General features: G+C 64.0%; 9 protein-coding genes. 4 read left to right on the top strand and 5 right to left on the bottom strand.

Annotated features, from left to right (window positions below; all coding sequences use genetic code 11):
- Positions 1–25: 25 nt before the first annotated feature.
- The 5 genes from FJ428_RS16830 to FJ428_RS16810 form a co-directional block, all read right to left on the bottom strand.
- Positions 26–1,183, bottom strand: coding sequence for an ABC transporter permease (locus tag FJ428_RS16830; protein WP_140495091.1), 1,158 nt, complete (start codon positions 1,181–1,183; stop codon positions 26–28).
- Between the two features lie 12 nt (positions 1,184–1,195).
- On the bottom strand, positions 1,196–2,230 hold the full coding sequence (locus FJ428_RS16825) for an ABC transporter permease (protein WP_140521245.1): 1,035 nt from the start codon (positions 2,228–2,230) through the stop codon (positions 1,196–1,198).
- 149 nt (positions 2,231–2,379) lie between these two features.
- Positions 2,380–4,038, bottom strand: coding sequence for an ABC transporter substrate-binding protein (locus tag FJ428_RS16820; RefSeq protein WP_140495085.1), 1,659 nt, complete (start codon positions 4,036–4,038; stop codon positions 2,380–2,382).
- A 262-nt stretch (positions 4,039–4,300) separates the two neighbouring features.
- On the bottom strand, positions 4,301–10,354 hold the full coding sequence (locus FJ428_RS16815; RefSeq protein WP_140879843.1) for a translocation/assembly module TamB domain-containing protein: 6,054 nt from the start codon (positions 10,352–10,354) through the stop codon (positions 4,301–4,303).
- Positions 10,355–10,356: 2 nt separating this feature from the next.
- Positions 10,357–12,282, bottom strand: coding sequence for an autotransporter assembly complex family protein (locus tag FJ428_RS16810; RefSeq protein WP_140879842.1), 1,926 nt, complete (start codon positions 12,280–12,282; stop codon positions 10,357–10,359).
- A gap of 273 nt (positions 12,283–12,555) precedes the next feature.
- Between FJ428_RS16810 and FJ428_RS16805 the strand changes: the two genes are divergently transcribed.
- The 4 genes from FJ428_RS16805 to cysT all read left to right on the top strand — a co-directional run.
- Positions 12,556–18,054 (top strand): alpha-2-macroglobulin family protein, encoded by a 5,499-nt coding sequence (locus FJ428_RS16805; protein WP_140879841.1) that lies wholly within the window; start codon positions 12,556–12,558, stop codon positions 18,052–18,054.
- A gap of 212 nt (positions 18,055–18,266) precedes the next feature.
- Positions 18,267–20,360 (top strand): penicillin-binding protein 1C, encoded by a 2,094-nt coding sequence (pbpC, locus tag FJ428_RS16795; protein WP_140879840.1) that lies wholly within the window; start codon positions 18,267–18,269, stop codon positions 20,358–20,360.
- Positions 20,361–20,918: 558 nt separating this feature from the next.
- Positions 20,919–21,944 (top strand): sulfate ABC transporter substrate-binding protein, encoded by a 1,026-nt coding sequence (locus FJ428_RS16785; RefSeq protein WP_140521250.1) that lies wholly within the window; start codon positions 20,919–20,921, stop codon positions 21,942–21,944.
- Between the two features lie 21 nt (positions 21,945–21,965).
- On the top strand, positions 21,966–22,750 hold a 785-nt coding region (cysT, locus tag FJ428_RS16780; protein ID WP_140879839.1), incomplete at its 3' end, for a sulfate ABC transporter permease subunit CysT.

The raw sequence follows: 22,750 nt of genomic DNA, 5'->3' as shown, positions 1-22,750 counted from the left end.
GCAAGTAGGGTCGAGGACCCCGCCATCAATCCTTCATCGATTGCTCGCGCAGGGAATCGGCGAGCAGGTTTAGCCCCAGCACGAACGACATCAGCGCGATCGTCGGCGGCAGTGCCGGGTGGATGAAGGAACGCAGCAGCCGGCTGGCATCCTTGATCGCAGTGCCCCAGTCGGGACTTTCCGGCGCCAGCCCGAGGCCGAAATAGCCCAGCGTGCCGAGCAGGATGGTTGTGTAGCCGATGCGCAGGCAGGCATCGACGATCAGCGGTCCGCGCGCATTGGGCAGGATCTCCCACAGCATGATGTACCATGGCGACTCACCGCGCGTCTGGGCCGCCGCCACATAGTCCCGCGTCTTGATATCCATGGTCAGGCCACGCACGATGCGGAACACGCCCGGGCTGGAGGCGAACACCACCGCCACGAAGATGTTGAGCTGGTTGGGATCGATATGCACGATCTTCAGCGGGTCGGCATCGAACACTAGGCCGGCATAGATCCAGCCGCCGACCACCAGCGTCAGTCCGAGCAGGATGTAGATCCGGTCGGAACGGTTCTTGTAGCGCGTCCAGAACAGCACGCAGAAGAAAATAATCGGGAACAGGAAGAAAACGCCGGCCAGCGCGTAGGGGATCGGCGTGTCCATGATGCCCGGCGTCACCAGGAGGTAGAACAGCAGGATAACCGGGAAGGCCAGCACGAGATTGGCCAGGAACGACAAAACGGTATCGATCTTGCCGCCATAATAGCCGGCCGGCAGGCCGAGCGTGATGCCGACCATGAGCGCGAAGCCGGTCGCCGCCGGCGCGATGATCAGGACGATCTGGCTGCCATAGACCATGCGTGAAAAGACATCGCGGGCGAGCTTGTCGCCACCGAATAGATAAGCGAGGCCCGATTGCGGTTCGATGGCTCCGGGCAGTGTATCCTTCATGATGGGAATCTGGCCGAGCGGATCGAAAGGCGAGATGGTCGAGGCGAAGATCGCCGTGAACAGCCAGAACAGGCAGATGGCCACCCCCGCTATGCCGACGCCGCTGTCGAACAGTTGGCCGTAGAGAGCCAGCTTCTTCTTGTAGAGGAAGCTCGCGCCCATGACGATGAGAAGCGCGAGCCAGACCGGCCAGAAGCGCCAGAGCACTTCGAGGACGACGGTGGAGGCGCCGATATATTGGGCTTGCATGCGCCGTCTCCCCTACTGGACCCGAATGCGCGGATTGAGGAACGCGTAGCCGACATCGGAAATGAGCTGCGTGATCAGGACGATGAACACCGATACCAGCGAGCAGCCGAGCAAAAGGTCGATGTCGTTGTTGCCTGCGGCCTCGACCAGCGTGTAGCCGAAGCCCTGATAGCGGAACATCACCTCGACGATGACGACGCCGGTGAGCAGCCACGGAAACTGCAGCATGATCACGGTGAAGGGCGCGATCAGAGCGTTGCGCAGCGCGTGCTTGACCACCACGCTTTTGAAGGAAAGACCCTTCAGCCGGGCGGTGCGGATATATTGCTGCGTCATCACCTCGACCATCGAGGCACGCGTCATGCGCGCGATGTAGCCGATGCCGTAGATGGCCAGCGTGATCACCGGCAGCGTGAAGTTATAGAAGGTGATGCCCTGGCTTGCCGATGCGGCGGATCCGTTCAGCCAGCCAAGCCAGGAGGCGAAGATGACGGTAAAGATGACGCCCGATACATATTCGGGCGTCGCCGTCGAGGCGATCGAGGCGACCGACAGCACCCGGTCGGTGCGCGACCCCTCGCGCATGCCGGCCAGGATGCCGATCAGCAGCGAGACCGGCACCATCACCGCCAGCACACAGAACATCAGGATGCCCGTGGCGCCGAGCGCAGGGAATAGCTTGGCCCCCACCGTGGTCTTGAATTTGGTCGAGCAGCCGAAATCACCCTGGAGCACGCCGGAGAACTTCGGCTCGGCCGGATCATTGCAGAAAGAGAAGCGCTGCGCCGGCTTACCGGTCGCCGGATCGGTTACCGGCTGCTTGGGCACGACGCCGAGCCACTGGCCGTAGCGCACGAAAAAGTTCTGCCGGTAGCCGTGATTGACCAGCCAGCTTTCCAGCTGTTCGGCCGAGGTGTGCATCTCGGTCTGGCTGATCGCCAGCTTCTTCAGGTTGGGTTCCAGATTGACGAGGAAGAAGACGACCAGCGTCAGGCACAGCATCGTGAGCAGTATCGTGCCGATGCGTCTGGCGATGAATGAGAACATTGTACCCCCCTGCCGGCCGGGTTGGGGTCAGATAGGTTCAACCCTGTATCAAAAACCTTGTGACGTCACGCCGCCGCTGCATCCAATGCAACGGCGGCGATGCCGCGGGAGCGAAAGGCGCTGGCGCCCCGCTCCCGACAGGCTGTGGGTCACGCCTGATCGAGCCAGACCTTGCCGAAGTCGTGCTCGTAGGTGGGGTGCATCGAGTGGTTCTTCACCTCGGGCTTGATGTTGATGTAGAGCTTGCGCCAGTAAGGCTGGATGATGATGCCGGAATCCTGCAGCATCTGCTCGATGTCCTTCATCACCACCTTGCGCTTCTCCGCGTCGGCGATCCCGAGCGCCTCGTTGACCTTCTTGTCGAAGTCCGGATTGGCGTAGGCCGTCTCGTTCCAGGCTTCACCCGAGCGGTAGGCGATGGCGATGACCTGGATGCCAAGTGGACGCATGTTCCAGTTGGTTTCCGAGAACGGATATTTCGTCCAGTCGTTCCAGAAGGTCGAGCTCGGCAGCACGGTGCGCTTCACCTTGATGCCAGCCTCGCGCAGTTGGGCCGCGATCGCGTCCGTGGTGTTCTTATGGTAGTCCTCGTCGTTGCTGATCAGCTCGTGTTCGAAATCGATCACGCCGGCTTCCGTCAGCATCTGCTTGGCCTTGGCGATGTCGCGCTTGATTTTGGGCAGCTCGACATATTCGGGATGGATCGGCGCGACATGGTGGTTCTCGGCCGGCGTGCCGGCATTGCCGTAGCCGAGCTGCAGCACCACCGAGTTGTCGACGGCCAGACACATCGCCTGACGCACTTTCTGGTCGCCATAAGGCTTGGCGTTGACGTTGAAGCGCGACACCACGGTGGCGGCGGTCACGACCTCGGAAGGCGGTGCGCCGACGTCTGCGATGATCTTGACGTAGTCGGCGGTCGTCTCATGGTTGGTCTGAACTTCGCCCGATTCGAAGGCCGAAACCGTTGCGGCCGGATCGGTGCCGTAATCGATGAACTCGACGCCATCGAGGAAGGCTTCGCCCTGCCACCACTTGCCGGTCTCGCGGCGCTTGTAGACGACCTTCTGGCCGACGTCGTAGGAGACGAGCTCGAACGGACCCGTACCGATCGGGCAGTTCTTGAAGTTGGCGCCCTTCTCGTCGAAGCTCTTGTGCACCACCAGTGCCGGATAATCGGTCAGGTTGGGGATGATGGCGATATCGGGTTTGGTGAGCTTCAGCTTGACGGTCATGTCGTCGACCTTGATGACCGACCCTTCGCGCAATTTCTTGGTCTTGTCATCGACGAGGCTGCCGAGACGGCCCGGCATGGAGTTGCCTTCCGCGGCCTTGTCGGCCCAGCGGGTGAAATTGTAGATCACGTCGTCGGCGGTGAACTTGTCACCATTGTTCCATTCGACGCCCGGCCGCACATGCAGCGTGTACTCGGTGGCGTCGTCATTGATGTCCCAGCTTTCCAGGAGATAGGGCGCGAATGTGTACTGGTGGGTGTATTTCACCAGCGGCTCGAGCGCCTGCCTCTCGGCATTGGAGATTTCCGACCAGTCGGCCGTGCGCGGATCCTTGGGATCCTTGACCGACATTGCCACCTTGAGCACGCCGCCTTTCTTACCCTGCACGTCCTCGGCCTTGGCCGGCGTCGGGGCGGCGAGCCCCAGAAGGCCATAGGCCATGGCCGTCGAAGCGCCGAAGACGCTGGCGAGCGCGAGGAATTCGCGGCGATCGACCTTACCCGACTTGGCCTCTTCGGCCATGGCCAGGATGTGATCCGGAACGCTATCGCCATTACTCTTGTAGATTGTCATGACTAACTCCCATTGTTGGCTTTCCGCCGATTAACATTCCGCATCCAGGCCATGATGTCAAAGACGGCATGGTTGGGAACATATTGACGAATGTGCAACTTTGGAGGGGGAGCGGTTCGCGTGATAGCGACAGTCTTGGCGCAAAATTGCTAGTGCGCGACGGATTTCCACTAAATCTCTTCAGGCGATTAAACTGAGACATTGGCGCGGTTTGCGACAGGACCAGCCCTCGCCAGGATGAGGGCCAGCCCAAGTCTCCGCTTCAATATTCCTTCTCGTAGAAGATGCCGCCCTTGGCTTCGCCGGCGTCCGTCGCCTCGCCGCGCAGTTTGACGCCACGTCCCACGTTGAGGTCGATCGTGGCCTTGCCCGAGCCCGGCTTGTCGCCTTTCTGGATCGTCACATAGGTGCGGTCGTTGAGGTACTTGCCGGCAGAAACCGCCGTGCCGCCCTTTTCGTCGGTGGTGACATCGAGATCGTCGACGCCGATCGCGCTGCGCAGGTTTTCCAGCAGCGACGTCGAGCCGCCGACACCGGCGAGTTGCCCGGCGGCTTCGGCCAGTTGCGCGATCTGCAGCGGCGACAGGTTCGACATGGACCGCCCGAAGATCAGTTGCGCCAGCACCTCGTCCTCGGGCAGCGCCGGCACCGAGGTGAAGGTGAATTTCGGATTGGTCGCCTCGCCCGACACCACGATGGTGACGGTGGTGCTGCTCGTGGTCGTTGTCGCGGTCAGGTTGAGATAGGGCACCAGCGAGCCGGAAAAGCCGACCGTGCCCTCGGTGAAGGTCAGCCGCTTGCCGAGAATCGACAGCCGCCCCCGTTGCAGCGTGAAAGTGCCGACCGCTTGCGGCGATGAGGCCGGACCGGTCAGCCTGAGCGAGCCGCCGAGTTCGGCGTCCACGCCCCTGCCCTGGATGAAGATCTGGTTCGGCGCGTTGACGGTGACATCCAGCACAAGGCCGCTGCCACCCGTGTTGCCGCTGGTCGTGGCCGGGCGCAATGCCTTGTCCTGCGCCCTGACCGCGCCGGGCGCGTTCTTGTGTTTGACATCGAGCGCCGAAAGCGAACCCGGCAATTTGTCCGGAACGGTGATCACGGTCTTGGCAAGGTTGACGGTGCCGGCAATCACCGGTGCCGACGTCAGCGGTCCTTTGATCGTCAGGTCGCCGCCAAGGTTGGCGGTGACCACCCGCCCATCGGTGTAGCGGCCGTCGGTGAGCTTGATCGACAGGTCGGCCGGGAACCCCTGCGCCGGATTGATACCGACCGTGCCGCTGGCCGACAGGCTGCCGCGCGTCGACAGCGTCCCGGTCAGCCGGTTGATCCTGGCGACGCCATTGCCGATGGAAATTTCGGCTGCGATGTCGTTGACCGCAAGCCCGGAACGCGCGTCGAGCAGGCGGGCGCCCGACGTGCTGATGCTGCCGCCGATGACCGGCGATGTCGCGGGACCACGTACCTGCACATTGACATTGGCGGTCCCCGTCAGCGACAGGCCTTGCGCGGCGAGCTTCTGACTGAGGATGCCGAACGGCACAGCGCCATTGAAGTCAAGCGCGAGCGCCGGCGTGCCTGATGTCGTCACCGTGCCGCCCCCCTTGAGACCAAGGCCGGCCCCATCGCTGACATTGGCGTTGAAGGTCAGCTTGTTGCCGGCAAAGGTGCCGGAGGAAGAGACACTCACCGCACCGACCCCCGCGCCGCGGGTCTGCGAAGTCTGCACGCCGGCAGCGTCGAGGTTGAACGCCACACTGGGGCTGGCTGGTGCCCCGGTGACCTTCACCGTGCCCGAAATCGAACCGGCGGCATCGAGACCCCGCGAAAAACTGTTGGCAAGCGAGATCGGCACCCGCGCCAGCGCCGCGTTGATGTCGAGCGCCTGCCCGATCTTGCCGGTCACCGTCGCCGTGCCGCCGCCCAGGTTGAGCACCAGCCTGTCCAGCGTCGTCGTGCCATTGGCGATGGTGACGGTCGAAGCCTGCGCGATGGCAGCCTTTATGCCTTGGACGGTCGCCTCGCCGGAAGCAAGCTCTATGGTCGTCGTGCCGTTTGCCGCCTTCACGCGGCCCGCGGCCCTCGCCGGAATTCCTTTCACCGTCGCGCCGCCGGAAAAGCCGGTCCAGTCGCCGTCACGCTTCAGGTCGACATCGATGCCGCTGATCACCGTGCCGCCCGACGTGACGGTGTCGGCATGGATTTTTCCGGAGATGACCGGAGCGGCGAGGTAATTGGCGATCAATGCGTCGATCGACACGGCCTTCGCCTGAAGATCGCCGCGCGTGACCGAGGCGGTCGTAGCCTTGATGGCGACCTGCGGTGCGGCACCGTTCTTCGAGAACGCAATCGTGCCGCGCACATCACCTTCCGCTTTTTCCAGCGCCAGTGCGGCAAGCGGTCCTATATCGGGCAGGTCGAGAGAGATCGTGCCTTCGGGTATGAACTTGTCGTCCAGCGCCAGGTCGCCGGAAATCCTGTTTTGGCCCAGCGACAAAAGCAGGCCATTGATGGCGCTCTTGCCGTCCGCGGTCGCCAGCACCGCACTGCCTTGCAAGGGTTGGCCCGCGACATTGCCTGTCAGCTGCACATTGGCCGCCGGCTTGGCCGCGTCGGCTTTGCCGGTGGCGGTTAGTCTGAGCCCGGTGATCTCGCGCGACGCCACCGAAAGCTTGTCGCTGTCGACGGTCAGCGACAGATCCGGCGCGGTCGCCGGGCCCTGCGCATTCAGCGCAAAGGCGATAGCGCCTTTGGCATCCTTCGACAGCAGCGAAACATCGCCCAGCACGCCCTTGATGTCGGCGGCCAGCGTATTGTCGGCAAGGCTCGCCTGCCCCTGTGCGGTCAGCGCGCCGGAGGCCAGCGTCAATCCGCCTATGGCGATATTACCGTTGGGCTCGCGCTTCAGCGTGGCGCTCAACTGCGCCCGTTCGCCAAGCATGCCGCGTGCTGCGGCCGGCAGGGCCGACGATGGAGCATCCGTCTTCAGCTTGAGGTCGATGGCGCCGTCACGCAGCGACACCAGGCCGGCGACCTGGCTGTTGAGCGCGTCGCTTTTGAGCGAGCCGCTGTCGATGGCGACAGCGTCGGCTGACAGGCGCCCGCTGAGCGCGGCCGTGACCTTGCCGGCGATCAGCGGCGCGATGGTGGGATTGTCGAGCCCAACCCTATCCACCGAAACTGTGCCCGAAACCGGCCCGGCGCGGTTCTTCAGATCGAACGCATCCGAGTGCAATGCCAGGCTCAGTCCGTCCACCTTCGCCGGTCTCGTGGCGATCGAGGGCAGGATCGCGGACATATCCAATCGGGCCCGCGTGCTCTCGCCCGCCATCTTTGCCGACAGCGACCGGACCTCGATCTTGATGGGACTCTCGGCGCTTCCGACCGTGAGCGGCAGACTTGGACCGGATGAGACGAGGTCAAGGGCGAAATCGCTGGCGCCGTTCGGATTGATCGTGCCGGCAGCTTGACCGGAAACCTTGTCACCGGAGAGCGTCGCGTGGTCGAGGACGACGCCGCCGGCCATGGTGTAGCGGCCGGCCGCGTCGACTGCGAGCTGCCCAAGCCCAGTCTGGCGGGTTTGGCTTGTTTCGACACCGGCCAGTTGCACATTGAACCGGACGTCCGGAGCCGACGGCGAGCCCGTTACCTCAGCGCTGCCATCAAGCGTTCCAGCGGCATCGAGGCCGGGCGAAAAGCCGTTGGCAAGGGCAGCCGGCAAGGCGGAGACCTTTGCCGCGAGATCGAGCGTCTGGCCGGCGGTACCGGACAGCGCCACCGAGCCGCCGCCGACATCGAGCGCTAATTTTTCGATGCTGGTGGTGCCATCGGCGATACTGAGCATAGATGGCTCGGCAATTGCCGCCTTGATGCCGCGAATCGTAGCCTCGCCCGAGGCGATCTCGACGCTGGTGACGCCATCGGCGATCTTCACGCGCCCCGCCGCCTTCGCTGGAATACCGGATACGGTGGCGCCGCCGGCAAAATTCGTCCAGTCTCCGTCGCGCCTCAGATCGACGATGATGCCGCCGACTTGGGTGGTCCCTGACGTTACAGCATCGGCCTTGATCGAGCCTGAAATCGCCGGCGCCTTGAGATAGTTCGCAATCAAGGCATTGACGGCGATTGTGCTGGCCGTCACCTCGCCGCGCGCGATCGACGTGCTCTTCGCGTCAATGGCAACGGAGGGCACGTCGCCACTCTTGGCAAAGCGAATGGTGCCGTTGATGTCGCCGGTCACCGCCTGGCCGGCCAGCGCCGCAAGCTGATCGATTGCAGGCGCGGAAAGAATGAGCGTGCCCAGCGGCATGAACTTGTCATCCAGTGCCAGATCGCCCGACACCTTGTTGTCACCCAGCGACACCGCAAAGCCATTGATCGAGCGCTTGCCTTCGCTCGTCACCAGCGCCGCCTTGATGTCGAGCGGCTGGTCGTTGACGGCGCCGGTCAGCGAAACATTGGCGGAAGGGCTAGCAATGTCGGCCTTGCCGCTCGCGGTCAGCTTGATCGACTTCACCGTGCGGCCCGAGGCCGTCAGGCTATCGCTGTTGGCGGAAACCGTGAAATCCGGCGCGGTCATGGCGCCGCTTGCCGACAGGGCGAAATCGACACCGCCCTCGACCGGGACGCCGACCGTCGGCGACAGCACCGAAACATCCCCCAGCCTGCCTTTGATATCGGCCAGGATGTCGGTACCTTGCATGCTGGCGGTACCGCTGGCGCTGAGCGAACCGGACGTGAGTTCGATCGAGTTGGCGGCGAACGAGCCCTGCGGATCGCGCGACGCTGTGGCCGAGAACTTCACCCGCCCGCCGAGCACCGAGGCGATCTGCTGCGGGAAGGCGGTCGCCACGGCATCGGCATTCATCTTGAGCTGCATCGACAGGTCGGCGAGCGCCACGGTCGCCGTCAGCGAGGCATTGAGCGCATCGGACCGGAGCGTGCCCTGATCGATGACAATGGCGTCCTTGCTGAGGGAACCAGCCAGGCCGACATCGACCTTGCCAGTGACCAGCGGCGCCAGCGTCGCGACGTCGGTTTTCAGGCCACCGGCCCCAAGCTTGACGGTAACCGGCCCGGTGCGGTTCTGGATGTCGAAACCGTCGGAGTGTATCTGCGCCGCCAGGTCGTCTAGCCGCGTGCCGCCGACGACGATCGAAACGAAGGAGGCGCCGATATCGACGACCGGCGCCTTGCCGTCGCCGAACGCCCGGGCGGTGGCATTCTTGATCGCCAGCGTGATCGGCTGCGCCTTGCTGCCGACGCTAACCACCACGGGTGGCCCCTTGGCGGCGAGTTCGACCGAAAGATCGCTGGCTCCGGCGGGGTCGACGATACCGGTCGCGGTGCCGTGCACGGCATCACTGTCGATGTTGGCCCGGTCGACACTGATCCCGCCCGCCGTCGTGGCAGTGCCCGCCATATCGAAGCTGGTCTTACCGGCAAACAATGGTTTCAGGTTCTCCGGCAGGAAGCGGGCGAAATCGCCGTCGCCCTTGGCTTCGAGATAGTTACCCTTGTCGGTGAGCTGATGGCGGCCGGTGAGCTGGGTTACGATCCGATGATCGACAAGGAAGGTACCGACGCCACTCCAGTTGGCCAGCGGGCCGGTGCCCGAGACGACGATGTCGACCGGCGGCGTGTCCGGCAGATTGAGCAGATTGGCGATGATGCCGCCGGCCGGTTCCGACGCCTTGAGGTTGAGGTCGAGCTTGTTGTCCGCTGGCGCGAAATGGATCTGCGCGTCGACATTGCCCTGTTTGCCGTCATGGCGGGTAATGTTGAGCACCGTCTCGACCGACAGCGGTGCGGCGTCGGCCTTCACCGAGGCCTTGGCGGCGAGTTCGGCGATGCCGCTGCCGGCCAGTTGTTGGCCAAGCGCGACTTCCGGCAAGTCGATCTGCTTGATATCAATGGAAACCGGCAGCGTCGTCGCGCCGCCTTGCGCCGGCTGCTGCGTGCCGGCCACCGGCAGACGCGCAAGTTCGATGCGCTCCGCCGCGATGCGGTCGGCGCTGAAGTTTTTGGACAACAGTGCCAGCGGCGACCAGTCGATGGCCACCTTGCGCGCCACCAGCCAGGCGCCCTCGCGGTCCTCCAGCACGACATGGTCGACACTGAGCGCGCCCGACCAGATACCGTCGATGCCGCTGACGGTGACCTTACGCTCGTCGCTCGAGGCCAGGCGCGAAATGATGCCGGCGAGATTGTCGCGTCCACGCTCGGTCTTGGTCAGCACGAAAAGCGCGCCGATGGCGCCTGCTACCACGATCAGCAGCGTGTAGAGAAAAATGCGAAGGATGCGCCAGACCGTCTTCATGTTCAAAACGCTTGGCCAATGCCGGCATAGATGCCGAAATGAGGGTCGCCTGGGTCGCGGTTGAGCGGCACGGCGGCGTCGATACGCAGCGGCCCGAATGGCGTCACATAGCGCAAGCCGACGCCGGCGCCCACCTTGACGTCGGAAAAATCGGGGAACGACTTGGTCGATACCGTGCCGGCATCGACGAACGGCACGATGCCGATCGTGTCGGTGATGGCGATACGCATTTCAACCGAGGTCTCGAAGAAGGACAGGCCGCCGATCGGCTGGCCGGTGAAATCCTTGGGGCCGATGCCCTGATAGGCATAGCCGCGCACCGAGCCGCCGCCGCCGGAATAGAAACGCCGGTCGGCAGGCACGTTCTGCAGGCTGGTGCCGACGATCGAGCCAAGTGCGACACGTTCCGCCAGCACGAATTTCGAAGCGGTATCCAGCGACTGATAGGCCGATCCCTCGCCCTTCAGCTTGAGGAAGGCGGCACCGCTCAATATGTCGTAGCTCGGCTCGGCATAGGCCAGCAACCTGAAACCCTTGGTCGGGTTCAGCCTGACGTCCCTGTTGTCATAGACATATTGCAGCGGGATGCTGGCGATCAGGTATTTATGTTTGCCAAAGGAATCGTGGATGCGTGAATAGTCGAGCGCGACCTCGGCCGACACGGTTTGGTTCTTGGTCAGTTCATAGGACAGGCCGGTGTTGCCCTTGACCGAGAAATGGTCGTAGGCGTCGGGATGTTCGAGCACGGTCTTGATGCCGGCGAAGAATTTAGATGCCGGCCCGATCACGCCGGGTTTCTCGAACATGATGCCGGCATTGTAGTTCAATTCGGACAGGTCATTGCTGCCGATGCCGCTGATGGCTCCGTCGATGCGCAGCTTCTCGGCCCGGCCGAACAGGTTGCGATGGCCCCAATACCCCTCCAGCCCCAGCCCTTCCGTATTCGAGAAGGTGCCGCCCAGCCCGAAATAACGCGGCTTGCGCTCGCTGACCTGGACACCGATCGGAATGTTGCCCTCGGCATCGAGCTTGTCGGCCTCCTTGAAAGTCACGCTGTTGAAGACCTCGAGCGCCAGCAGCCTGTCGCGCGCATCGTCGATCTCCTGAGGCGAGTATTGCCGGCCACGTTTCAGCCCGGTCATGTATTCGGTGAAGTCGCGGTCGACCTTCTCGGTGCCTTCCACCGTGGTCGCGCCATAGCCGGCGACTGGCCCGGCAGCAACCGTCAGCGTCACGTCGAGGGTCGACGTGTCATGGTCGGCGACGATGTGCCTGCTGGTCACCTCGGCCAGCGGCCTGCCCTGCTCCTTCAGCATGCGCACGATCAGCGCCTCGGCCTTGAGCACCGCGCCAGACCCAGCGTCGCCGCCTGATATCAGGCCGTAATCGGCGCTCATCAGTCCAGCGGCGTCACCCTCCAGCCGGATATCGCCGAGGGTGAATTTGGGACCCGCGGCGATGTTGACGGCCACGGGAATGGGCTGCGGACCCTTGAATTCGGCGTCCGGCGGCAATTCGTCCAGCGGCTTGCCCTCGATGGTGATGGTGACGACGCCTTCGTAGCGGGCATCGGCGTAGAGCGCCGCCACAAGCTGTTCTCGATCGCTACGCGCCTTGGCCATCAGACCGAGCGAGCCGGAGACGGGATGATCTTCGTCGCTCTTCAGCGCCGAGGCGTTTTCGAGCTTTTTTACCAGGTCCTTGTCGGCGTCGGGCGCGGAGATGGTCACGGCGTAGCGCATCGGATCGACGATGTCGGCATTCTCGTCGCTCGATGAGCCCCACAGCTTGATGCCGAAGATTTCGAAGGCGGCCGCCGGTCCCAGTCCGGCGATCAGGGAGCAGCAGATCACGGCCAGAAGCAGCGCGCGCGAAAGCACGCGCTTTGGCTCGGTACCCCCTGACATCTGCCTTTCATACGCCGGCATTAAGACAACCTACTTTACAAACCTAAAATTGGAATGAAGTTCTGAAGCGCTCGTAAAGGGGCCACAATCCAATTGTCTGAAATAGGACGGGCTTGGAATTCACACCTTTTGCGTTGCCGCAAGAATGCGTGATCCCCTGTCCTATGGAGGTACTACCGGCTGTTGGCCGGAAAGGAAACCGTTGGCAGGCGGAACCCTGCCGCGTCCTCATGTTGACAAGCCTGAGTGAAGCTTGAACATGCCCGGACGTCTGCAAATTGTCTGGAGGGTGTTATGGCAATGCGCGCGGCTCGTCGTCTGTCTTTCCTGATCCTTCTCTTCTTCGCCTGGGCCAATGTCTTGGCCTGGGGTAACGTCGCGCAAGCGGCCGAAGCACGGCGAGTCGCAACGACCGACAATTCCGACTATTTCGGTTTCGACCTCCGGTCCGACCAGAACGTCACGCTCGATCAATGCAAGACCACCTGCCTGGGCGATCCCGCCTGCCGCGCCTTCACCTATAACACCAAGGCCAAATGGTGCTTCCTCAAATCCGATTATAACCAGTTGAAGCCCTTCAACGGCGCGGTCGCGGGCAAGGTCGTCAATATCGACGGCGACCCCGACATCGGCGCGCCGCCGGAACTCGCCTTCTTCCCCAACTGGATGGCTGACCAGGCCCAGCAATACCGTAACCGGCTGCTCGGCCCGGCCTATGACAGGCCGACCGAGGGCATGGCCGCGCTGACCACGGCGGCCGAGCAGGCGGTGCTCACCGGCGATCATCGCACTGCCGTGCAGAAATACGAGGCCGCGGTCTCTGTCATGCCCGACGATGGCCAGCTCTGGCTCAACCTGGCGCGCGAAATGCTTGCCGTGCAGCCGGCGGCCAACACATCCGAGGCCTCCACCTTGCCGGCAAACGGTACTTCGGCCGCCTTCAATGCCTACAAGCTCCTGCGTACAGCCAGGACGCGGGCGGAGACGCTGGCGCTCATCGGCTCCGGCCTCGACAAGCGCGACCTCTATCGCCCCGCCCTGCAGGCCTATGAAGCCAGCCTTGCCCTGGTACCTTCGCCTGCGGTCCAGGCCGACTATTCTGATCTCAAGGCTCGCAAGGGTTTCCGCGTCATCGACCACACCGTCGATGCCGACACCAGCGCCCCGCGCATCTGCGCCCAATTCTCCGAGGAATTGGTCAAGACCGGCGTCGATTACGCACAATTCGTCACCGTCGACAACCAGCCGCCCAAAGGCGTTGAAGCCAAGGACAAGCAGATTTGCGTCGAAGGACTGGAACACGGCCAGCATTATGACGTGACCTTCCGCGCCGGCCTGCCGGCCGCCATCGGCGAAGTGACCGCCGCGCCCGTCGTGCTGTCGATCTACGTGCAGGACCGTGCGCCTTCGGCCCGCTTCACCGGCGACAGCTTCGTGCTGCCGGCCGGTGCGCGCCGCGGCATCCCCGTCGTCACCGTCAACATGAACGCCGCCGAGATGAAGCTCTATCGCATCGGCGACCGCTCGCTGGCCCAGCTTCTGTCCGGCTACCAGTTCCTGCATCAGCTCGACAGCTACGACATCTCAAACATTTCCGAGCAGATGGGCGAGCCGGTCTGGGAAGGCCAGCTCGACATCGCCAACGACCTGAACAAGGAGGTCACCACCTCCTTCCCGGTCGACGAGGCGCTGCCGCGGCGCAAGCCCGGCGTCTATGTGCTGACTGCCCAGGCTGTCAGCGAGAAGAGCGACGACTACAACTCGATGGCCACGCAATGGTTCGTCGTTTCCGATATCGGCCTCTCGACCTATACCGGTCAGGACGGGCTCAATGTCTATGCCCGTTCGCTGGGCAGCGCCAAGCCGATAACGGGCGCCGAACTGACGCTGGTTGCCCGCAACAACGAGATCCTCGGCACCGCGACTTCGGATGCCGATGGTCATGCCGTGTTCAATCCCGGCCTGACGCGCGGCGACGGCGGCATGGTGCCGGCCGTGCTGATGGCCAGGCAGGGCGATAACGACTTTGTCTTCCTCGACATGGCCCGCGCCGGTTTCGACCTGTCCGACCGCGGCGTCACTGGACGCGCAGCGCCGGGCGCGCTCGATGTCTTCGCCTGGACCGAGCGCGGCATCTACCGCGCCGGCGAGGAGGTGCATGTTGCGGCTCTTGCCCGTGACGGCGCCGCCAAGGCGGTCGAGAACCTGCCGCTGACCTTCATCTTCTCGCGCCCGGACGGCGTCGAGGATCGCCGCGTCGTCAGCGATGGCGCGTCAGCCGGCGGGCACGCCGTCGATCTGCCGCTCCAGCCAAACGCCATGCGCGGCACCTGGTCGGTATCGATCTATACCGATCCCAAGCAACCGGCCGTCGCCAGCCAGATGTTCCTGGTCGAGGATTTCGTGCCGGACCGCATCGAATTCGACATGAAGGCCGACAAGCAGGAGATCGCGCAGGGCGAAACCGCCAACATCACCGTCGACGGCCGCTTTCTCTATGGCGCACCGGCTGCTGGCCTCGCGCTCGAAGGCGAACTGACCCTGTCGACCGCGCGTGACTGGGACCGCTTCAACGGCTATTCCTTTGGCCTTGCCGACGAGCAGTCGTCGGAACCGACCGTCACCCCGTTCACCGATCTTCCGGTGGTCGGCGAGGATGGCAAGGCGACCTTCCCGGTCTCCGTCGAGCAACTGCCGTCGACCACGAAGCTCATCGACGCCAAGGTGACGGTCCGTATGCGTGAGACCGGCGGCCGCGCAATCGAGCGCTCGCTTAATATCGGCATCCGCCCGCAAGGCCACATGATCGGCATCCGGCCGGATTTCGCTGACGACGAGGTGCCGCAGGGCGGCACGGCGAAGTTCAGCCTGCTTGCCGTCGACCCCGACGGCAAGCGCGAGGCGCTGAAAGGTGCGCAATGGTCGCTGGTCAAGGTCGAGCGCAATTACCAGTGGTACCGCTCCAACAACTCATGGAATTACGAACCTGTCACCTTCACCAAATCGATCGCCAATGGCCAGGTCGACCTTAGCGCCGATGGCGAGGCGACAGTGTCGATCCCGGTCGACTGGGGCCGCTACCGGTTCGAGGTCGAGACGGCGGATCCGGAAGGACCCGCGACCAGCTATGAGTTCGATGGCGGCTGGTATGTCTCCTCCACCACCACCGAAACGCCTGATGGTCTCGAGATCGCCCTCGACAAGGACAATTATGCCGCCGGCGAAGTGGCCAGGCTCAAAGTCTCGCCGCACTTTGCCGGCGAACTTCTGGTCAACATCGGTTCCGACAAGCTGTTGAAGACCGTCACGGCGTCGGTGCCGGCCGGCGGGGGCACGGTCGACATCCCGGTCGGCGACGACTGGGGCGCCGGCGCCTATGTCACGGCAACCCTGTTCCGACCTGGCGACGCGCAGGAAAGCCGCATGCCGGCCCGCGCCATCGGCGTGAAATGGCTGAAGGTCGACCCGGGCTCGAAGAAGCTTGCCGTCACCCTCACCCCGCCGGACAAGACCATGCCGCGCCAACAGCTGTCGATCCCGGTCGCGGTCGCCGGCGTGGAGCCGGGCAGCAATGCCTATGTCACTGTCGCCGCTGTCGATGTCGGCATCCTCAACCTGACCAACTACAAGGCGCCGGACCCGGAGAACTGGTTCTTCGGCCAGCGCATGCTGGGCATGGAAATCCGTGATCTCTACGGCCGCCTGATCGACGGCTCTCTCGGCACTATGGGCAAGCTCAGGACCGGCGGCGACGGCGCCAACATGCAGGCGCAGGGCAGTCCGCCGACCGAAAAGCTGGTCGCCTTCTTCTCCGGCCCGGTGCAGCTCGATGCCGACGGCAAAGCACGCGTCGACTTCGATATTCCGCAGTTCAACGGCACGGTTCGCGTCATGGCCGTCGCCTGGACCAAGGAAGCGGTCGGCCACGCCCAGTCGGACGTGATCGTGCGCGATCCGGTGGTGATCACCGCCGGCCTGCCGCGCTTCCTGGCGCCCGGCGACGCCGCCGTCATGCGGCTCGACATTGCGGACACCGACGGTCCGGCCGGCGACTATGCGCTGTCGATCGACACGACGGGGGACCTCTCGACGGGCGACAAGCCCCTGCCCCAGAAACTGACGCTAGCGCAGGGCAAGCGCCAGACCCTGACCGTGCCGCTGATCGCACAGACGGCAGGCAATGCCTCGCTCACCATCAAGCTAGCGCACGCCGATGGCACCAAGGTCGAGCAGACGTTCTACGTGCCGGTCCGTCCGGCACAACTGCCGGTCACCACCCGCATGGTGGTCGACCTCAAGGGCGATGGCGGCGCGCTGCGCGTCGACAAGGAGCTTTTGGCGGCAAGCCTGCTCGACGGCGCTTCGGTCAGTGTCGGCGTTTCGCAGGCGGCGGCCTTCGATGTGCCTTCGCTCCTGATGACGCTCGACCGCTATCCCTATGGCTGCGCCGAGCAGACCACCAGCCGGGCGATGCCCCTGCTCTATGTCAACGAAATGGCCTCGGGCGTCGGCATGGAGAGCGATCCCGAGCTGCGTGGCCGCATCCAGGACGCGATCTACAAGGTGCTGAGCCACCAGGCTTCGGGCGGCAGCTTCGGCCTGTGGGGCCCGGGCTCCGGCGATCTGTGGCTCGACGCCTATGTCACCGACTTCCTGACCAGGGCGCGCGAGCAGAAATACGACGTGCCGGCGCTCGCCATGAACCAGGCACTGGGCAATCTTCAGAACTCGCTTGGGTACGATCAGGACGTCCAGGACCGCGGCAGCGAGATCGCCTACGCGCTCTATGTGCTCGCCCGCAACAAGAAGGCCTCGATCGGCGATCTGCGCTATTACGCGGACACCCAGCTCGAGGCCTTCACCAGCCCGATGGCTGTCGCCCAGCTGGCGGCGAGCCTGGCGCTCTATGGCGACGCCCAGCGTTCGGAAGCGACCTTCCAGACGGCGCTGCGGCTCGCCAAGTCGAGCACGGACTATGACTATTATCGGTCGGACTATGGCTCGGCGCTGCGGGACGGCGCCGCGATGCTGGCGCTGGCGGCGGAATCAAAACCGGCGCCGACGATCGTGCCGGAATTGATCAAGCTGGTGACCAAACAACGCGCCGAGGTCCGCTGGACCAGCACCCAGGATGAATCCTGGATGCTGCTGGCGGCCCGGGCACTGAAGGAAGGCAATGATTCGATCACGCTTTCCGTCAATGGCGCGCCGCATTCCGGCGGCTATTCCAGCCAGGTCAACGGCAGTGATCTGGCCGACAGCCCGCTCACCATCGCCAACACCGGCAAGACCCCGCTGCAGGCCGTCGTCACCACCGTGGCGTCGCCGGTACAGCCCTTGCCGGCGGGAGGTGACGGCTTCACTATCGAGCGCACCTACTACAAGCTCGACGGCACCGAAGCCAATGTGACGGAGGCAACCCAGAACGAACGCTATGTCGTCGTGCTCAAGGTCAACGAACAGAACAACTGGCCTTCGCGCCTTTTGATTACCGACCTTTTGCCGGCCGGCTTCGAGATCGACAATCCCGGCCTGGTCTCCAGCGCGCAATTGTCGAACTTCTCCTGGCTGGCGCAGACCGACGCCGCGCATCTGGAATTCCGCGACGACCGTTTCGTCGCCGCCTTCAACCCCAGCGACGGCGACCACGACCACAATCTGACGCTCGCCTATGTCGTGCGCGCCGTGACGCCGGGCATCTACGCCCATCCGGCCGCAACGGTGGAGGATATGTACCGGCCGCAATATTCGGCCCGTACCGCCACCGGCATGATGGAGGTCAAGGCGCCGTAAGGTGTCGAGGCGGACATGAACGTGAAGTTTGCGCTGCCCCTCATTGCCCTGCCGGCACCTTCTCCCCGTTTAGTGACGGGGAGAAAGGGGCCTGCACCAAGGCTTTCGCCAATTTTCAACGTTACAGAAAAGGCGCCGACGATTGCGACAGCTCCCTTCTCCCCGCCACTATGCGGGGAGAAGGTGCCGGCAGGCGGATGAGGGGCAGCGCCATGCCCTCAAGAAAATTCCTGCGCCGCGCGGCTATCGCTAGCACCTCCTTGGTGGCTGTTATTGCTGTTTCCGCCGCTACCCTGTGGCAGCTCGACCGCGCCTTCCCGCCTCCGCTTCCTGAAAAGCTTACCGTCTCGACGGAAGTCCAGGACCGCGACGGCCAGCTTTTGCGCGCCTTCGCCACGCCTGACGGCTATTGGCGGCTCGAAACCCGCCTCGACCAGGTCGACAAGCAGTTCGTCGACATGTTGGTCACCTATGAGGACAAGCGCTTCTGGAACCATGAAGGCGTCGATGTGCTGGGGCTTGCCCGCGCCGCCGGCCAGTTCGCCACCAGTGGCCACATCGTGTCCGGCGGCTCGACGCTGTCGATGCAACTCGCCCGCCTGATCGAGCCGCGCGACAGCCGCAGCCTCGGCTCCAAGCTCAAGCAGATGCTGCGCGCCATCCAGATCGAGCGGCGGCTGTCCAAGCACGAGATCCTCGAACGCTATCTGACGCTGGCGCCCTATGGCGGCAATCTCGAAGGCGTGCGCGCCGCTTCGCTCGCCTATTTCGGTAAGGAGCCGAAGCGGCTCACCGTCTCGGAAGCCGCGCTTCTCGTCGCCCTGCCGCAGCTGCCGGAGAAGCGCCGGCCCGACCGCAACCTCGCGATCGCGCACGCCGCCCGCGACCGCGTGCTGTCCCGCATGGCCTCGGCTGGCCTGCTTGGCGAACGCGAGGCCGCGCGCGCCGCGCTCGACGATGTGTCTGGCCTGCGCCGTAGCTTGCCGGCGCTCGCCGCGCACGCCGCCTATGCGATGCTGCCCAAGGCGGTTCCCGGCCAGCCGCTCAAGCTGACGATCCGCAAGAGCGTCCAGGAAGGGCTGGAACAGGTAGCGCGCGACGCCGCCGCCAAGCTTGGGGCGCGTCTCTCCGTCGCCATGGTGCTGGCCGATTCCCGCACCGGCGATATTCTGGGCGAAGTCGGCTCGGCCAATTTCTTCGACGCCAGCCGCTCCGGCTGGATCGACATGACCAAGGTCGTGCGTTCGCCGGGCTCGACGCTGAAGCCATTCATCTACGGTCTTGCCTTCGAACAGGGACTGGTGGCGCAGGAAATGCTGATCGAGGACAGCCCGGCCGATTTCGGCGGCTACCGGCCGAAGAATTTCGATATGGGCTATCAGGGCGACGTCAGCATCCGCGAGGCGCTGCAACTGTCGCTCAACGTGCCGGCGATCCGCGTGCTCGACGCGGTCGGTCCCGCGCGGCTGACGGCCCGATTCCGCCAGGCTGGGGTAAACCCGATCCTGCCGGTCAACGAGGCGCCGGGCCTGGCCATCGGCCTTGGCGGCGTTGGGATTACGCTGCGCGATCTCGTCCAGCTCTATACAGGGCTCGCCAATGGCGGCAAGACGCACACGCTGCATGATGGCACCGAGCCGGCCGATGCCGAGCGCACCACCGCGACCATCCTCGATGACCAGGCGAGCTGGCAAATCATGGACATTCTGTCGGGCGTCAAGCCGCCCGAGGGTGCATTGCAGCGCGGCATCGCCTACAAGACCGGCACCTCCTATGGCTACCGCGATGCCTGGTCGGTCGGCTTCGACGGCCGTTACGTGCTGGGCGTCTGGGTCGGCCGGGCCGATGCAGGCGCGGTGCCTGGCCTGTCCGGCTATGTGTCGGCAGCCCCAATTCTGTTCGAGGGCTTTGTCCGCTCGGGTCTCGCCACCGTGCCGCTGCCGGGCAAGCCCCCCGGCGCCTTCACTCCTCGACGTAACGACCTGCCTGTGACGCTTGCCCGCTTCGGCGCCGGGTCCGACGGCCTGGTTCAGGCCTCGACCCCCACAGAGCCCGCGCCGACCATTATCTTTCCGCCCGACGGCGCCCGCGTCGATCTCGCCACCAACTCGGCCGACGCCTCGCCGCTGGTACTGAAGCTGCAAGGCGGGCGCGCGCCGTTCCGCTGGCTGGCCAACGGCAAGCCGCTGACCGGCATCGACCGCCGGCGCACCGCGACATGGCAACCGGACGGCACCGGCTACTCGACCTTGACCGTAATCGATGCGGCGGGACGCGCGGCAAGTGTGAAGGTGTTTGTTGAATAAGATTGCGCAAGCGATTCAGGGGATTGCGCTTCTTCGCCTGAGGTACGGCGCCTCGCGACAATACTCGCGACGCCAGTTCCTTTACCCGCAATCTCCTCCCAGCCCGCGCCGACGCCCTGCCCGCCGACTTCGTCCGCGTTGCCGGCCCCTCGATCGCCAGGATATCCGTTACGCCGGAACGGACAATTTTCCTGTACCGCAAGCGAAGCGACGGCAAACCGCAAGCTGCTGCTCGGCGCGATGCACTCGGCCGGATTCAAGAACTATGCACGCGAATGGCGGCACCTTCACGCTGAACCACGATCCCTCCGCCAAGCAGCGCTTCGATTTCCCAGTCCAGCCGGATAGCGTGCCGACCAAATGCCACAGCCTTGCTTCGGCCCCGCTTGTTCCTAGATAGGTCGATGGGGATTCGCCAGCGGACGTTTGAGGGAAAATGTTTCTCCGCACCGCGAAATCAGGTCCAAGATTTTCTCCAAAACGACAAAAAAGGCAACATTTAATGCATCTAAATTCTACCAATTCGGTAGATTTGACGCGGGTTCAACGGAGGCAGAAATGACCAAACCTCGTTTCAGGAGACTGCTCGGCGCACTGGTCGCCACGTCTGTCCAGTTCGGCACGCTCGGTTTCGCGTTCGCCGATACCACCATTCTCAACGTGTCGTACGATCCGACACGCGAGCTCTACAAGGCTTATGACGAGGCCTTCGCCGCTCACTGGAAAGCCGAGACAGGGGAAACGGTCACCATACAGCAGTCGCACGGTGGATCGGGCGCACAGGCCCGGGCCGTGATCGACGGCCTCGACGCCGACGTGGTGACGCTGGCGCTCGAAGGCGATATCAACGCCATCGTCTCCAAGTCGAAAAAGATCAATCCGGACTGGCGCACGAAATTCGAGAACAATTCGGCACCCTACACCTCGACCATCATCTTCCTCGTCCGCAAAGGAAACCCCAAGGGCATCCACGACTGGAACGACCTGGTCAAGGACGGCGTCCAGGTGATTACGCCCAACCCGAAGACATCGGGCGGCGCACGCTGGAACTATCTCGCCGCCTGGGCTTATGCCAACGCCAATGACGGTGGCGACGAGGCCAAGACGAAGGAGTTCGTCGGCAAGCTCTATGCCAACGCTCCGGTGCTCGATACCGGTGCGCGCGGCTCGACGGTGACCTTCGCGCAAAAGGGCCTGGGCGACGTGCTGATTGCCTGGGAAAACGAGGCCTATCTAGCGCTCGACGAGTTCGGTGCCGAAAATTTCGATATCGTCTATCCCCCGACCTCGATCCTAGCCGAGCCGCCGGTCGCTTTGGTCGACGCCAATGTCGATGCCAAGGGCACGCGCAAGGTCGCCGAAGCCTATCTGGGCTGGCTCTATTCCAAGGAAGCGCAGACGATCATCGCCAAGAACCACTATCGTCCGGCCAAGCCCGATCTGGTGTCGGCAGAGGACCTGGCCAAGCTACCGCCGATCAAGCTGGTCACCATCGACGACCCACAATTCGGCGGCTGGAAGAAAGCACAGCCTTACCATTTCGGCGATGGTGGTATATTCGACCAGATCTACAAGCCCCAGTAAGCAGTCGATATTCAGGACGATATGATCACAGCACCCGCTCGGGCGGGTTGGCGATTTCGACAGCCGAGCGTCATTCCGGGTTTCGGATTGACGCTCGGCTTCTCGCTTGCCTACCTGACCCTCATCATCCTCATTCCGCTGTCGGGGCTGATCTGGCGCTCCGCGGCGCTGGGCTGGACCGATTTCTGGGCGATCGCCACCGACCGGCGCACCATCAACGCGCTCCGCATCAGCTTCGGCACCGCCTTTGTCGCGGCCGCCGTCAATGTCGTCTTCGGCACGCTGGTCGCCTGGGTGCTGGTGCGCTACCGCTTTCCCGGCCGCCGCATCGTCGATGCCATGGTCGACCTGCCCTTCGCGCTGCCGACGGCGGTGGCCGGCATCGCGCTGACCACGCTCTACGCACCCAATGGCTGGATCGGCAAGCTGTTGCTGCCGCTTGGGCTCAAGGTCGCCTACACCCCGCTCGGCATCGTCATCGCGCTGGTCTTCATCGGCCTGCCCTTCGTCGTGCGCACCGTGCAGCCGATCATGGAGGAGATCGACAAGGAGGTGGAGGAGGCCGCCGCCACGCTCGGCGCCAGCCGCTTCCAGATCGTCACCCGGGTGCTGTTCCCGGGCCTGGCGCCGGCCATCGTCACCGGCTTCGCGCTGGCCTTCGCGCGCGGCGTCGGCGAATACGGCTCGGTCATCTTCATCGCCGGCAACCTGCCCTACAAGTCCGAGATCGCGCCGCTTTTGATCGTCATCCGGCTGGAGGAGTACAATTACCCGGCGGCGACCGCCATCGCCGCGATCATGCTGGC

The sequence above is a fragment of the Mesorhizobium sp. B2-8-1 genome (assembly GCF_006440955.1).
In the GTDB taxonomy this organism is placed as follows: Bacteria; Pseudomonadota; Alphaproteobacteria; order Rhizobiales; family Rhizobiaceae; genus Mesorhizobium.
This window is presented reverse-complemented; position numbering and strand designations above follow the sequence as displayed.

Excerpts from the sequence above, each read along its gene's own strand:
- FJ428_RS16820 (WP_140495085.1), bottom strand. The coding sequence starts at position 4,038 with ATGACAATCTACAAGAGTAATGGCGATAGCGTTCCGGATCACATCCTG.
- pbpC (WP_140879840.1), top strand. The coding sequence starts at position 18,267 with ATGCCCTCAAGAAAATTCCTGCGCCGCGCGGCTATCGCTAGCACCTCC.
- FJ428_RS16815 (WP_140879843.1), bottom strand. The coding sequence starts at position 10,354 with ATGAAGACGGTCTGGCGCATCCTTCGCATTTTTCTCTACACGCTGCTG.
- FJ428_RS16825 (WP_140521245.1), bottom strand. The coding sequence starts at position 2,230 with ATGTTCTCATTCATCGCCAGACGCATCGGCACGATACTGCTCACGATG.
- FJ428_RS16830 (WP_140495091.1), bottom strand. The coding sequence starts at position 1,183 with ATGCAAGCCCAATATATCGGCGCCTCCACCGTCGTCCTCGAAGTGCTC.
- FJ428_RS16810 (WP_140879842.1), bottom strand. The coding sequence starts at position 12,282 with ATGCCGGCGTATGAAAGGCAGATGTCAGGGGGTACCGAGCCAAAGCGC.
- FJ428_RS16785 (WP_140521250.1), top strand. The coding sequence starts at position 20,919 with ATGACCAAACCTCGTTTCAGGAGACTGCTCGGCGCACTGGTCGCCACG.
- FJ428_RS16805 (WP_140879841.1), top strand. The coding sequence starts at position 12,556 with ATGGCAATGCGCGCGGCTCGTCGTCTGTCTTTCCTGATCCTTCTCTTC.